Origin of the sequence: Gluconobacter japonicus (assembly GCF_002723975.1) — a bacterium.
Taxonomy (GTDB): Bacteria; Pseudomonadota; Alphaproteobacteria; order Acetobacterales; family Acetobacteraceae; genus Gluconobacter; species Gluconobacter japonicus.
Genome location: NZ_BEWO01000001.1, coordinates 236,129 through 250,214, shown reverse-complemented (window position 1 = coordinate 250,214; position 14,086 = coordinate 236,129). Strand labels below are relative to the sequence as shown.

The window sequence follows — 14,086 nt, the reverse complement described above, 5'->3', positions numbered from 1 at the left end:
ATGACGGTGCGTGATCCAAAGGCGCGACAGGCTTCCTCGAACCGCACCCGTCACCTGACTTTCCTGTCCCAGTTTCTGGCCCGTCATTCGGTTCCTCTCAGCCCCGAGCAGCTTGCTCCGGCTGAGGGTGTCCGGGCGGCTCTTGCAACGGTTGTTGCTCTTCTTCCTGCTCTTTATTTTCATCAGGCTGTTTTTGCCTGGGCTGCGTTTGCAGCGTTTTGGTGCTGCCTGATTGAACCCGGTGGCACGGCGCGCGAGCAGTTCCGTATTCTGGGTATTTTCACTGTTGCAGGTGCCGTGCTGGGCGGTATTGCTTCCCTGATTGCCACATCGCCTTTCTGGGGCGTTCTGCCCTGGCTGATCGTGACAGGACTGTTCGTGGGGCTGGCGTGGGCGCTTGTCCCAAGTATGGCGTTGCTCTGCGCTCTTCTGGGCTGTGTCATGCTGGCTGGTATTGGCTTCCCGGCCCATACGCTACCGGATGCGCTGACCATCAGTTACGCCTTTGGTGGTGGAGGCGTATGGGCCATTTTCCTATGCCTGTTTCTCTGGCCACAGCATCCCTACGCTCCTGCACGTCGTGCTGTGGGAGGGTGTTACAGACTACTCTCGGTGATGGCTGGGGAACTGGCTGCAGGGCGATTGCAGGAAACCGTACACCGGCAGACAATCCGAACGGCGATTGAGCGGGCGAGGGGCGTCGCGCTTCAGATTGACGCGGGCCATGCCAGCTACAGTATGCGCGGACGGTTAATTGCGTCTCTGGCTGGTGCGGAACGTCTGTTTACGGCCATGTTGGCCGTCGAACATCTTGTGGAAACACGCGGGCTGGATTTTGAGGCCCGCGGAACGCTGGCTGCGTTTTCTGCTCTCTGCCAGCATGCGAGTGAGGCGGCCCTCGCACCTGTTCCCGATCTTGAAGCATTATCTCAGGAGGCGCTTGCGCTTGCGGGCAGTATTCGCGTTCGTTCCGGTACGATCAGCGAACTTGTTGCAACCAGCGCGCGCACATTGGGTAATCTTGCGGACGGGCTGGCAGAAAAAGCCCGAATGCCGTTTGACGCCGAAGCGCCCCGACATGTGGCCCGTCTGACGCCCGTGATCTGGCGCCATGCATTGCGGATGGTTGTCGGGCTTCTGGGAACATATCTGGCGACGCAATGGCTAAGTCTCAGCTACGGGTTCTGGGCACTTGTTGCGTTTCTGCTGGTGATCCAGCCTTCCGGTCAGACCACGCTGGTAAGGGCTCTGGAACGGGTTCTGGGCACAATTGGTGGTGGCGTTCTGGTTCTGGCGGTTTCGCCATTCTTGCCAGGCCTGCCGGAAATGGCTGTGGCGCTTGCGGTGTTCGTAATTGGCGCGATTGCGATGCGGGCCGTGAATTACACGCTGCTCGTTATGTTTCTGAGTGCGCATTTTATTATTGTGACGGAAATGACGATGCCGTCTCACGGCATTGCGTGGTTACGTATTCTCGATAATACGGTGGGCAGCCTGATAGGCCTCGGCTGTGCTTTTGCGGTTTGTCCGCAAGGTGTCACACAGGATATGAATGGCCTGCTGCGTTCTGCGATTGTTGGCAATCTGCGATATCTTGCTGCCGTACTCAATGGTGATGACACTCTCACCACAGACAGAGCCCAGCGCCAGGCAGGAGTAGACACGACGCGAGCTGAATTTGCGCGTGGTTCTTTACCAATTTTGGGTGGGCTATCGAATGTCGGACAGGAAAGCGAACACACGCACAAGCTCTTGCGGTCGTTGCGGCGCCTGAGCGGTGAGGTAACGCTTCTGCGCTTCGATATGGCAGCAGACTTGTGCGTGCCTGATCCTGAGGCTGCGGCGTTCTGGCAGACGAAGGCAGACTCTCTTGCCGCCGGAGAGCCGCTTGCAGAAATTGCAGAGGAACTCGAAAGCGGAAAAATCAGATCGGAGATCGCGGCCCTTGAGAGAGTGGATCGCACAGCGCCCGCTCTCTCAGAAACGCTCCCGAAGCCATAGGGTCTTGGTGCTCGGCGAGTGGTTTAGCGTCCACCGCCTGGACCTCCAGGGCCACCTCCGCCGCCAGGTCCACGGCCGCCACCACCCTGACCAGGACCGCCGTGAGAGCCTCCACGAGGGCCTCCGCCGGGGCGCCTTCCGCCCGGGAACCCACCACCTGGTCCACCTCCGGGGCGACCACCCATGTGTCCGCCATCACCGGGGCCCCAGCGATTTATGCGGCCGCCCTGCCAGCGTCCTCCTCGGCCCGGATAAGGTCCGACAGCGTAGCCCGGGCCCCAGCCGCCCCAGCCTCCGCCGCCCCAGCCCGTGTTGTAGTAGCTGCCGCCGTAACCGCCGCCTCCATATCCGTCATACCCGACACAGCCTGACAGAAAGGGAACGAGGGAGAAAGCACCGACCAGTGCCAGAGTGCGTGACAGACGAGAGATCATTTCGCATCTCCTGGGACCGTAGTGTCATGCCATTCCATTACGCCAAACGCCGCCCCGGAAGGGTCTGCAAGAATGGCAATGATGGTGTCCTGACGATCAGGATGAGGCTGAACCAGCACCTTCCCGCCAAGTTCAACAGCCTTCTGGGCTGTAGCTCCAACATTGTCGACCTGAACGAAGTTCATCCAGCGCGCATGTGCCCCATCTGGCAAGCGGGATGGCAGCGGATTAATGGTAGCGCGTGTAATGGACTGGGATTCCAGAAGATAGGCGCTTCCCCGTTTTGCATCCGGCACGGCTTCAACCTGATAGCCGAACAGTTTCTGGTAAAAGCCAGCGGCTTCATAAGGTTTGCTGGTCAGCAGTGCATTCCAGACCCATTCGCCCTGTTGCGGAGGTGTCGTGTCATCGGGGGTGTCGCCTGTGGCGGAGCGCAGGGCTGCAAACAGACCGCCCTGTGGATCTGAAATAACGCTTTCATCGCCTCGGCCTATCACCTTCTGCGGTTTAAACAGGATGTGGCCGCCCCAGACCTTTGCGGCATTTGCTGCGGCTCGGACATCCTGCACAGAGATGAATGGCAGCCAGAGCGGATCACCATGCGCGACCATATTTGGCCGTTCGACCAGCCCGGCAACGGGGCGTCCGTTGACGATCGCCTGCGTGTATCGGCCTTTTGAGACTGTGACGTCCTTAAACGTCCAACCCAGCAGAGAGCCATAGAAGGCTTTGGCCTTGTCGAGGTGCGGCGTGGTCAGTTGGGCGTAAACGATCTTGCCGGGGAGAATTTGCTCTTTTGCGGAGGCATTAGGCGCAGGTGCCGATACGTCTGCAGCGTGAAGCTGGGGCGCGACAGCAAGGGATAGGCCTGTCCCGAGAAGGAGGGCGATGGATCGCCGGATTTTGCGTGTATGCATACGAAACAACGACAACGGATGTCTCCTTGCAGGACAGGAGGGTGCCTGCGGAGCAGGCATGACGTGAGCATTCAACGCACGTTCCGCTATCTTGTTCCAGATCGGCCCTTTTAAATGGCGGGATCAGATCAGGGCCAGTTCTGCCAGTTCCCGCCGCAGGTGTGGTGGGAGATCAGCGATGCTATCTCCACCGGCGGATTGTCCGAGATCCGGCGGCGCATCCTTCGGGTCCAGATAGCGCCAACCCTGAAAGGGGCGCATCGTACGCGGCTGTACGGGAATGATGTCATCCGAAACAACGATAAGCGTACCCTCGGTGCCGTCCGGGCGGCGGCAGGCTTCCAGCCCGATGATAGGCTGACGGCAGAGGATCATGCCGTCCATAACGCGATACAGGGAGCCGCCGTCCAGAACCTCGGCGGTCCGTTTGGGCATCGTGCGCGTGGGGACGGCGCCATGACCATTCACGCGTGGATGCTTCATCCGTTCCCGGAGAACCTCAATGGTCGGGCAACCGACGGCCAGCTTGATGATGTTCAGCATGTCGGTTGCCTTTCTTCAGGTCTTAGTGGGTACCCATGGCGTTCTGTGCCTGGGCGACGAACTCATTGATGAAGCGCTTCGTGTCTACGGACTGAACGAGCTTCACCTTCTGCAGGCCCATTCCTTTAGGTGCTGTCGCATCCGGCCAGACATGAGCGTGGCCGTAATCCATGCCCGGAGCCGTGTTGATGTCCATATAGGCATCGACGGACTTCGTCACCAGATCTGGCTCGACTGCGATGGCGGATGTCAGCTCATCCCACAGCGGCAGGGGCGCGTAGAACTTCTGAAGATACTCCGTAACGGGCGTCTTCTTCTCCGCGATACGGTTCATCAGGTCATGCGTCATCATGATATCGTTCGAGACATTCCCGACACAGGTGATGGACGCCCAAGGAGCCGTCAGTGTGATGTGTGCGGCTTCAGGGTCGGCAATCATGTTGAAGTCGGAGGCGAAGTCAGCATTGCCCGTGACGGACATCATGCTGGAATCCAGCAGCCCCCCCATAAAAACAAGCTGCTTGGCAGTCGCGGCGAAGGTTGGGTCCAGACGGATGGCAAGCGCAAGGTTCGTTAGCGGGCCTGCGGCAATGATCGTGACCTGATGGGGATGGTCGTGAACGGCTTTGATCAGAACCATGGCGGCGGGAAGCGGATCGACCGCCATGCGCGGCGTCCCGTCCGGCATTTTGCTGAGAGCAGGCTGGGTCGCGGGCGTCTTGTCGATAGACCCGAGACCGCCCCAGGCGCCCTTCCAGGGGATGGTGCCGTACTGCTTTTCACGCAGTCGCGTTGCAGCCACCGTGTTGACGAGCGGCAGCGTCGCGCCATCGGCGACAGGGATCTGGGTCTGCTTGGCGATTTCGAGGAAGCGACGCAGATGGGCCGATTCAGCATTCTCCCAGTCATCGCCAACCGTGACGGTCAGGGCCAGAAGATTGACGTTGTCGCGGTTCAGCAGCGGAATGACGGACTGAATGTCTGACCCGCCTGGGCCGAGGTAGTCGTTGTCCTGAATGTAGTATCCCGGAGCCGCAGGGGCGGCGGAAGCAATGCCGGTCAAAGCGCAGGCAGCAAGGAGGGCAGAGAGAATGGATCGGCGCATGGTCTCGTCCTGTTAATTAGCGCGCGATCATGCCCTTAAGTGACCAATCTTGCCAGCAATGCTTCAAGACGAAGTCTGCCTTCGTCCGTCGCTTTCAGGATACCCCCCTCCCGGATGAGATAATTCTCCTCCAGACAGGCTTCAAGCATGAACGGATCTACGCAGTCTTCCAGTGCTCGACCCGTACGATGGGCAAAGCGGGTTTCGTTGATCCCTTCGGAGAGGCGTAATCCCATCAGGAGAGCTTCCCGTCCTTTTTCTTCAGGGGACAGGGCCGTTTCGTCTGTGCTGCCAGATCCTGTTTTCTCAACGCGCTCTGCCCATGGTTCGGGCGCGCGATGGCGTCGGGTGGCGTATAATGTGTCGTCCAGTGTGAGGCGCCCATGCGCTCCGGGGCCAATGCCGATGTAATCTGCGTAACGCCAGTAGGTCAGATTATGGCGGCTTTCCGCGCCCGGTCGGGCGTAGTTGGAGACCTCGTAGGGCAGGAGGCCATGTCGGGCCGCCGTCTCGCTGGTGAGGTCATAGAGGCGTGCGGCGTCATCGGCATCAGGAAGCGTCAGTTCGCCCCTGCGATGCAGGGCTTCAAACTTCGTACCGGGTTCGATTGTGAGCTGATAGAGCGACAGATGATCGGCCACGAGATCCAGTGCCGTGGAGAGTTCGTTCTCCCAGTCAGCATCGCTCTGGCCCGGTCGGGCGTAAATCAGATCGAAGGAGATGCGCGGAAACAGAGAGCGGGCGGTTTCAAGTGCCTGAATGGCCTGTCCGGCTGAGTGTTCCCGGCCCAGCATTTTGAGTGCGTCGTCCCGCAGGCTTTGCACCCCGAGAGATACGCGGTTCACGCCGGCCTGACGAAAGGCGGAGAATTTCCCGGCTTCCACGCTGGTCGGATTGGCTTCCAGTGTGATTTCCAGATCCGGCTCGGCATCGAAAAGCTGATGTGCATCCTCAATGAGTGCCGCGACCGTTTCCGGAGCCATCAGGGAAGGGGTGCCGCCTCCAAAGAAAATGGAGCGGAGGGGCCGACGGCCCAGACGGGCCGCGTCATGCGCCAATTCCCGCCGCAGGGCTGCGGCGAAGCGCTTCTGCGGGATTTCATCCCGGACATGGGAGTTGAAGTCGCAGTAAGGGCACTTCGCCAGACAGAACGGCCAGTGAATGTAAAGGGAAAGAGGCTCGGTCAAATTGCAATCCGGACGCCGAACTCTACCACGCGATCAGGCGGGATGCGGAAGAATTCCGTGGTCGAGGCAGCATTACGCAGGAGAAGCAGAAACAGCCACATCCGCCAGAGCTGCATCTTGGGAACGCGGGAGCGAACTACAAGCTCATGGGACGTGAAATAGGAGGCCTGAATGGCATCGAACGCGACCCCAAGCGCCTTCAGCTCCATCAGGGCGCGCGGCAGGTTTGGCATTTCCATGAAGCCGTACCGGACGATCACGCGATTGATGTTCGGCGCCAGTTCCTGAACGATCGTGCGGTGTCCGCGCTCGGCTTCCGGCTGATCAAGGTTCTGCACGGTTACGAACATGACGTGTTCATGCAGAACCTTGTTGTGCTTCAGGTTATGCAGCAGCGAGTTCGGCACGACGTCCGGGTTGGCCGTCAGGAAGACAGCGAGGCCCGGAACGCGGATGGTGCGTGACTGCGGCAGGCGGGCCAGAAACGAGGCCATCGGCATGGAATTTGCCTGCTGCTTGGCGGCAATCAGGCTACGGCCGCGCTTCCATGTTGTCATGACGATGGTGCTGATGATGCCGATTGCGAGTGGGACCCAGCCACCATCGGGGATCTTTAGCACGTTGGCGGAGAAGAAGACTGCATCCACGACGAAGAACAGACCGAACACGGCTCCAACGGCCACAGCGCTCCATTTGAAGGTGCGGCGGAAGACCACCATGGCCAGGACGCAGGTGCACAGGAATGTGCCGGTCACAGCAATACCGTAAGCGGCCGCCAGTGCAGCAGAGGAGCGGAAGGACAGAACCAGTACCAGTGCCCCGAAGGCAAGAATCCAGTTCAGGGACGGCAGATAAATCTGCGCTTCTTCATCCGCATTCGTATGCACAATGCGGGTCCGGGGCAGATAACCAAGCTGGATGAGCTGACGGCAGAGCGAGAAGCTGCCCGAGATACCTGCCTGAGACGCAATGACGGTCGCAAAGGTGGCAAGGATCAGAAGCGGAATCTGCGCCCAGTGTGGGCCAAGATGATAGAACGGATTGGCTAGCGTGGCTGGATCGTGGATCAGCAGGGCGGCCTGACCAAAGTAGTTCAATGTCAGGGACGGCAGTACGAAAAACAGCCATGCCTTGCGGATTGGCGCACGGCCGAAATGCCCCATATCCGCATAAAGTGCCTCCGCACCCGTTACGGACAGAACGACCGAACCGAGTGCGATGAAGGATAGATAGCCGTGCAGAACGATGAATTCGAGCGCGAAGGTCGGGGAGAGGGCCAGCAGGATATGGGGATAGAGAATAATGCCCCGTACGCCGAGAATGGCCAGAACCGCAAACCAGACAACCATGATCGGACCAAAGGCCTTGCCGATCTTCCCCGTTCCCATGGCCTGTGCCGCAAACAGCGCCACAAGAACAATCATGGCAATCGGGATGATGACATGGCTGGCGGATGGAACCGCGATTTCAATGCCCTCGACGGCAGAAAGAACGGACACGGCAGGCGTAATGATGCTGTCACCAAAGAACAGGCAGGTGCCCGCGATGCCGACGAGGCCGAACAGCCATCGGAATCTCTGTGATTTGCAGACGCGCTGGGCCAGGGACATCAGGGCAATGATACCGCCTTCGCCATCATGATCGGCGCGCATGATGAGCAGGACATATTTGAATGTCACGATCAGCATGAGCGCCCAGAATGTCAGGCTGGCCAGCCCCATGATCTCCCATGCGGCGGCCGGATGTTTGGCGGAGCCGACGATATTGACCGAAGACTGAAGCGCATAGAGCGGGCTTGTTCCGATATCGCCATACACGACACCCAGAACGGCAAGAAGTGCACCAAAGCCTACGGGTTTCTTGTGGCTGCTGCCTTCAAAATCCCCAAGTTCGGCGGTATTTCCATCCTTGCGGGCCTGATCGATGGTTTGCAGGACTTCGCCGCTCTCCACTGGTACTCCGACACCGGGACGAGGAGGGGGAGCGTTATCGCCGTCGTGTTCTGGCATCGGTGGTTCCATTTACGGGCATCGCAGGAAACCAGCACTCCCAACACCTCACACGGACGTGTCGGAGCGCGGTCTTTTCCCTCAAGACAGGATTTCTTACAGGGATGCAAGCTGTGCGTTAGGAACCTGTCATGGGACGGGGGCCGAAAATGGCACTTCCAACCCGGACAAGCGTGGCTCCTTCGGCGATGGCCGTTTCGAAATCGGCAGACATGCCCATAGAAATAACCGGTAGCCCGTGGCGCTTGGCCAGACCCGTCAGAAAACGGAAATGCGCTGATGGATCCTCGTCTTCCGGAGGAATGCACATCAGGCCCCGCACCTTGGCGCCGAACCTTGTCATGCAGGTTTTGATAAAGGCATCGGCTTCGTCACGCGGGACGCCTGACTTCTGAGGTTCATTGCCGGTGTTGACCTGAACGAGAAGCTCCGGCAGCCGACCCAGCTTGTCTGCAGCTTTTTCAAGAGCGTCAGCCAGAGCCGGCCGATCCAGAGTCTCGATCACATCCGCAATGCGGCAGGCGTCAACAGCCTTGTTTGTCTGGAGGCCACCGATAATGTGAAGGCGCAGGTCTGGCCATGTCGTACGAAGATCTGGAAACTTTGAGGCGGCTTCCTGAACACGGTTCTCCCCGAAAACACGCTGACCGGCGTTTAGGGCTGCTTCAACGGCCTCTTTCGGATGAAACTTACTGACGGCGACGAGGCCAACATCCGAGGCCAAACGCCCCAAATTTTCGCACGCATGAAGGATGCGACTGCGGATAAGGGAGAGATTTTCTGCAATCTGATCGGACATGTCGGCAGAAGACTCCATTGCGTCAGAAGCCGCAAGATGCGATTTCGGCAGCATGCGAGAGATCGACGCCTGAAAATGACACAGAATACGCCCCCCCGCGGCTCCGGCCGTCCGAAGAACCCGTCTGCTTCCCGTCAGGGAGGACGCCGTCCGAAACAGGGACAGGAGCGCCGCCCTGCGCCTGACCCGACGCGCGACCTGGCCTTTGATATCGTCTGTGGTGTGGTCGAGCATCGCCGGATGCTGGAAACGACGTTGGATCGCGCGGGACCGATGGATCTGCGGGATCGTGCTTCCGCGCATCGTCTGGCAGCGACGACGCTCCGCTACCTTGGCAGTATGACCGAAATTCTACAGCCGATGCTGCGCCGGGAGCCGCCTGAGCCTGTGCGTTGTGCGCTTCTGTTAGGTGTCGCACAGCTTCTGCATCTGGAAACCCCGCCTCATGCGGCTGTTGGTACGATCGTGGATCTTCTGCGTCGCCGTGGATTGGCGCCGTTCGCGGGGCTGGCCAATGCAGTCCTGCGTCGCGTGGCTCGTGAAGGACGGGATCTGATGGAAGGGCTGGATGAGGCTCGTCTGGACGTCCAACCCTGGATGTGGGGAGCATGGGGACAACGCGCGCGTTCCATTTCCCGTGGCCTTCATCGTGAGGCCCCGCTGGATCTGAGCCTGCGACCCGGTGCAACGGCCCCCGAGGGCGGGGATGTGCTCCCAACGGGGACAGTGCGTTATCCGGCTGGAACGCGCATCGCTACGATGGAAGGTTTCGAGGAAGGCCAGTTCTGGGCACAGGACGTTGCCGCCGCAATGCCTGTGAAGCTGATGGGGAATGTCTCTGGCAAGACCATCATTGATCTGTGTGCGGCCCCCGGTGGTAAGACGGCGCAGTTGGCAACGGCTGGGGCTCAGGTGATTGCCATCGAGAAGGAAGAAGCACGCGCTGTACGGTTGCGCGAAAATATTGCGCGGATGCGTGTAGAGGCTGAAACAATCGTGGCAGACGGTCTGACCTGGCGTCCGAAAGCTCCCGTGGATGCCGTTTTGCTTGACGCACCGTGCTCAGCCACCGGGACATTTCGCCGTCATCCGGATGTGTTGTGGATCAAACGCCCCCGCGATGTCACCGCACTGGCGCAAGGGCAGGATGCCTTCATTGATTCCGCGCGTGAGATGCTCAAGCCAGGTGGGATGCTGATGTATGCTGTCTGTTCCCTTCAGGATGAGGAAGGCCCGGATCGCATTCGCGCGGCCCTGGAACGTGGCGGCTGGAGACATGAGCCTTTTACGGACGCTGAGTTGGCAGAAATGTCCATCGCCCGCACACCGGAAGGCTTCTTCCGCACACATCCAGGTCTCTGGTGGGACCGCGGCGGCATGGACGGGTTTTTTGCGGCCCGTCTGATCAAGGTCTGATGCCAAACCCCGCCTGACTGCTCAGGCGGGGTTTTTTATTTGGTTTCCCGAGAAACGGATTCTGACAGGGAACTTTCATAAATTATTTTTATGAAAATTCTGTGACTATTCCAAAATTTCTGATTTTAATAATTTTTTTAAGGATTATCGTTTGGAAAAAATAAGAATAAGGAGAAAAACGATGAAGATCCGGAAAGAAACCATTTTCCTCTCTTTCGCAATTGTAGGAATGTCCTTCTCATTAGGGGCATGTTCTGTAAGTAGATCTCCAGAAAAATATGCCGCCAATAATCATTATTCGCAGACAATAGAAATGATTTCTCCTGAAGGAAACACAATTCCTGATAGAGCGATGTTCTAAAATTACTTCAATATTAAAAGTATACTTTTAAAACGTCATATCGGAAGATGTGGCGTTTTTTCGTTTTGATCAGAACGAAGACCGATCGTTTGGGGAATGGCCTCCAAAAATCTCTTGCTATTGGTTTGGTGATATACATATGTAAAACACCATACCAATAGAGGGTGCGACCTGTGTTGTGGTCAACATCTGGAGGACCAGCATGGATGGTGTGTGGAATGACAGTCAGCCAATCTATCAGCAACTGCGCGAAAAGGTGGTGGGCATGATGTTGGATGGCGCTGTGGGAGAGGGAGATCCTGTTCCGTCTGTGCGGCAGGTTGCTGCGGACTGCCAGATCAATCCCCTGACTGTCATGAAAGCCTATCAGCAGCTTTCCGATGAAGGGCTGTTGGAGAAACGCCGCGGACTGGGAATGTTTGTTGCGTCCGGCGCGCTGGAACGTCTGGCGCAAAGCGAGCGACAGAAATTCCTGACGGAACAATGGCCCGAGACATTGCGAACCATTCGTCGCCTTGGTTTGTCTGTGGATGACCTTCTACGAAATGGAGACGGCCAATGACCTGCATTGAAGCGCGTGGCCTGCGCAAGATCCACCGTGGCGGCAAAGGTGTTCAGGGTATTGACCTGAGCATTCCTTCTGGCCGGATCGTCGGGCTGATTGGCCCAAACGGCGCGGGTAAAACCACTACACTGAATGCCATCCTGGGGCTTGTGCCCTACGAAGGCTCTCTGAAAGTTCTGGGGCGTGATCCCTGGCGTGAGCGCGAAGCCATGATGCAGGATGTCTGCTTCATTGCAGACGTTGCTCTGCTGCCACGCTGGATGAAGGTCTGGCAGGTTCTCGACTATGTTGAAGGGGTGCACCCAAGATTTGATCGGGCGCGTGCCGAGCAGTTTCTGTTAAAAACGGATATCCAGAAAAAAGCGCGTGTGCGGAACCTGTCCAAAGGTATGGTGGCACAACTGCATCTGGCGCTCGTTATGGCTATTGATGCCAAGCTCCTGGTGCTTGATGAGCCAACGTTAGGTCTGGATCTGCTATATAGGCGCGAATTCTACATTACGTTGCTCAACGATTACTTTGATCATGACCGAACCATTCTGGTGACAACGCATCAGATTGAGGAAATCGAAGATATTCTGACGGATGTGATTCTGATCGGCGACGGCCGTATCACGCTGCAGGATAGTATGGACAATCTGGCCCAACGCTTTGTGGAACTAAAGCCGCGTCCCGATACTGTCGAGGCTGCTCGCGCGCTGAGGCCATTGAACGAAAGGCTCATCCTTGGGCAATCCCTCATGCTTTTTGACGGTGTTCCGCAAAACGAACTAGCTGCTCTGGGGGAGACGCGCCAACCAAAACTCGCAGATCTCTTTTTGGTGTTGATGGGGCAAAGCCGTTTGAACAAGGGAGCGGTGGCATGAGCGAAAGCATGATGATGTCTGTTGGAAAGCACTCTCGCTCAAAAATGGACTGGCTCTTGAGGCAGTATGTCTGGTCTGTGAAGCGGGAGATTTGGGAGAACCGGTTTCTGTTCTGGGGACCGCTTATTATGGTTCTTTTATCCGTTATTCTGGTTTGTATCCCTCTTCTAAAAGGACATAATGTCAGTGGACCCGGCGTTACGCCTCAACTCTTTTTTACCCTGACGGCAGAATTACTCTCCTGCATTGCCAATCTGTCAGTGCTGGCAGTGGGATGTATTTACGCAATGGGTACATTTTATAATGAGCGCAAGGATCTCTCGATCCTGTTCTGGAAATCCCTGCCTGTATCCGATCATCTGATTGTTTTGGCCAAGATTGGTGTCATTCTGATTGTTGTTCCACTTTTTGCGCTCATGATCACATGGATTGGTGTTCTGGCGCTTGCTTTGGCCAGTACTTATGCGTTTGGAGGAGGCCTTGCTTCGTTAGCTCACCCTGCTGGAATCATCGAAAATCTTGGGAATTACGCAGTATACAGCTTCCTGAATGCTCTTTGGTGGCTACCGGTTTATGCCAGTCTCTTTCTGGTATCGGTTCTTGTGAGAAGCACGCCGATTGTGTGGGTTCTGGGCGCTCTGGCGGCACTGGCCATCACAGGCATGGCGGGGCTACCAACGAGTGGTATCGTAAATCTGGTTTCCAACAGATTTACTCATTTCCCGGGAAGCAATCTGAGTCACGCAAAAATGCAGATGCGTGCAGGTCGCGATCAGGGTCTCACTATCGACCATACGCCAGTCCAGCAACTGGTCGTACACCCCAATTTTGCTGAATTGTTTTCTGCCCCCGCTCTGTGGTGGGGTGTGCTGGTTGGGGTGGTTTGTCTTGCCCTGACGATCTGGTTACGCCGCCGGGCGGAGCCGATTTAGGTCTGATGGTATGAAAACCCCTGCCCATCGGTCGGGCAGGGGTGAAACAGCTTACTTGTTTTCTGTTCCGAAGATATTTTCCAGCGTCTGAGCCATGACAGCGCTGTCGAGTGTGCGACCCAGCCAGATTTCCACACCGATGACTCCCTGATTGACGAGCATTCCTAGTCCATCCAGCGTCGTACAGCCGAGGGCTTTGGCATCTTTCAGGAAGCGGGTCTGAGGCGGGTTGGGAATGACGTCCGCAACGACGGTCTCTTTTGTCAAACTGCCCATTTCAACGGGAGGGGCCGCATTGGGATCACCCAACCCGATAGACGTTGCGTTAATGAGAATGTCCGTCCCAGTGGGAAGGGAAAATTTCCCAGACCATGCCTGAGCTTCGCCGGTCGCTTCAGTTTTGTCGTTGATCAGTGCTGCGATGGTTTCTGCTTTTGAGGCATCCCGGTTGACGATCGTGATATGCGCCGCTCCTGCCAGAGCAAGTTCTACCGCAATTGCGCGGGCTGCTCCGCCTGCTCCAAGGATCACAACCCTTTTGCCAGCAGGAGACGTCACAGTTTTCAGAGATGCCAGAAAGCCCTTGCCATCAGTGTTATGGCCAATCAGCTTTCCTTCCCGAATGGCCACGCAGTTGACCGCGCCGATGAGCCGGGCGGACTCCGCAATATCATCCAGATGATCGAGAACGGCGACTTTGTGGGGCAGGGAGCAGTTGAAACCCACCCATTCCATGGCCTTGGCGCCTTTGACGGCATCCGCAAGACCAGAGGCTTTGACGTCACAGTTGATGTATCGGGCATCAAGACCGGCATGGTGGTAGCCTGCTTCTACCATCGCCACGGTAGGATTGTCGGCGCAGGGTGTTGAAAACGAGCCTGTGAGAATGCTCCGAAAGCCTTGTCCGCTCATGGTCGATTATCCTTTTCCGAGACTGTCTCCGACATAGAA

At 57.3% G+C, this 14,086-nt stretch carries 14 protein-coding genes; 6 read left to right on the top strand and 8 right to left on the bottom strand.

Translation table 11 applies throughout. From position 1 onward, the window contains the following. Nucleotides 1–2,001 carry an FUSC family protein gene (locus GJA01_RS01215; protein WP_062505258.1) on the top strand — a complete coding sequence of 667 codons (2,001 nt, stop codon included), beginning with the start codon at nucleotides 1–3 and terminating at the stop codon, nucleotides 1,999–2,001. Between the two features lie 23 nt (nucleotides 2,002–2,024). On the opposite strand, the gene GJA01_RS15205 is transcribed toward GJA01_RS01215, so the two are convergent. The 7 genes from GJA01_RS15205 to GJA01_RS01180 all read right to left on the bottom strand — a co-directional run bounded on the left by GJA01_RS15205 (nucleotide 2,025) and on the right by GJA01_RS01180 (nucleotide 9,049). Continuing rightward, nucleotides 2,025–2,435, bottom strand: a complete 411-nt coding sequence (locus GJA01_RS15205; RefSeq protein WP_062505260.1) for a hypothetical protein — start codon at nucleotides 2,433–2,435, stop codon at nucleotides 2,025–2,027. Further along, nucleotides 2,432–3,367 (bottom strand): VOC family protein, encoded by a 936-nt coding sequence (locus GJA01_RS01205; RefSeq protein WP_253783420.1) that lies wholly within the window; start codon nucleotides 3,365–3,367, stop codon nucleotides 2,432–2,434. The genes GJA01_RS15205 and GJA01_RS01205 overlap by 4 nt, the downstream gene beginning before the upstream one ends. Nucleotides 3,368–3,475: 108 nt before the next feature. Continuing rightward, entirely contained in the window at nucleotides 3,476–3,895 is a 420-nt protein-coding gene (locus GJA01_RS01200) for a DUF1489 family protein (protein ID WP_062505262.1), read from the bottom strand. 22 nt (nucleotides 3,896–3,917) lie between these two features. Next, nucleotides 3,918–5,000: a nucleoside hydrolase gene (locus GJA01_RS01195; protein WP_062505264.1), complete on the bottom strand. Its 1,083-nt coding sequence runs from the start codon at nucleotides 4,998–5,000 to the stop codon at nucleotides 3,918–3,920. 35 nt (nucleotides 5,001–5,035) lie between these two features. Beyond that, nucleotides 5,036–6,187, bottom strand: a complete 1,152-nt coding sequence (gene hemW, locus GJA01_RS01190) for a radical SAM family heme chaperone HemW (RefSeq protein ID WP_062505266.1) — start codon at nucleotides 6,185–6,187, stop codon at nucleotides 5,036–5,038. Then, the gene (locus tag GJA01_RS01185) at nucleotides 6,184–8,208 is read right to left on the bottom strand and encodes a potassium transporter Kup (protein WP_062505267.1); all 2,025 of its coding nucleotides are present in this window, start codon (nucleotides 8,206–8,208) and stop codon (nucleotides 6,184–6,186) included. The genes hemW and GJA01_RS01185 overlap by 4 nt, the downstream gene beginning before the upstream one ends. Before the next feature lie 106 nt (nucleotides 8,209–8,314). Further along, nucleotides 8,315–9,049, bottom strand: a complete 735-nt coding sequence (locus GJA01_RS01180) for a YggS family pyridoxal phosphate-dependent enzyme (protein WP_082785314.1) — start codon at nucleotides 9,047–9,049, stop codon at nucleotides 8,315–8,317. Between the two features lie 21 nt (nucleotides 9,050–9,070). On the opposite strand from GJA01_RS01180, the gene GJA01_RS01175 reads away from it, so the two are divergent. From GJA01_RS01175 to GJA01_RS01160, 5 genes are all read left to right on the top strand, one after another. Further along, complete coding sequence (locus tag GJA01_RS01175) at nucleotides 9,071–10,411, top strand: RsmB/NOP family class I SAM-dependent RNA methyltransferase (RefSeq protein ID WP_062505269.1); 1,341 nt, start codon at nucleotides 9,071–9,073, stop codon at nucleotides 10,409–10,411. A gap of 181 nt (nucleotides 10,412–10,592) precedes the next feature. After that, on the top strand, nucleotides 10,593–10,772 hold the full coding sequence (locus tag GJA01_RS15125) for a hypothetical protein (protein ID WP_145993780.1): 180 nt from the start codon (nucleotides 10,593–10,595) through the stop codon (nucleotides 10,770–10,772). Nucleotides 10,773–10,974: 202 nt separating this feature from the next. Next, on the top strand, nucleotides 10,975–11,334 hold the full coding sequence (locus tag GJA01_RS01170; RefSeq protein WP_010500915.1) for a GntR family transcriptional regulator: 360 nt from the start codon (nucleotides 10,975–10,977) through the stop codon (nucleotides 11,332–11,334). Further along, on the top strand, nucleotides 11,331–12,203 hold the full coding sequence (locus tag GJA01_RS01165) for an ABC transporter ATP-binding protein (RefSeq protein ID WP_062024540.1): 873 nt from the start codon (nucleotides 11,331–11,333) through the stop codon (nucleotides 12,201–12,203). The genes GJA01_RS01170 and GJA01_RS01165 overlap by 4 nt, the downstream gene beginning before the upstream one ends. Beyond that, nucleotides 12,200–13,135: a hypothetical protein gene (locus GJA01_RS01160; RefSeq protein WP_062505271.1), complete on the top strand. Its 936-nt coding sequence runs from the start codon at nucleotides 12,200–12,202 to the stop codon at nucleotides 13,133–13,135. The genes GJA01_RS01165 and GJA01_RS01160 overlap by 4 nt, the downstream gene beginning before the upstream one ends. A gap of 51 nt (nucleotides 13,136–13,186) precedes the next feature. Here the strand turns inward: GJA01_RS01160 and aroE are convergent, their stop codons facing one another. Further along, complete coding sequence (aroE, locus tag GJA01_RS01155; RefSeq protein ID WP_010500918.1) at nucleotides 13,187–14,047, bottom strand: shikimate dehydrogenase; 861 nt, start codon at nucleotides 14,045–14,047, stop codon at nucleotides 13,187–13,189. Between the last annotated feature and the right edge of the window lie 39 nt (nucleotides 14,048–14,086).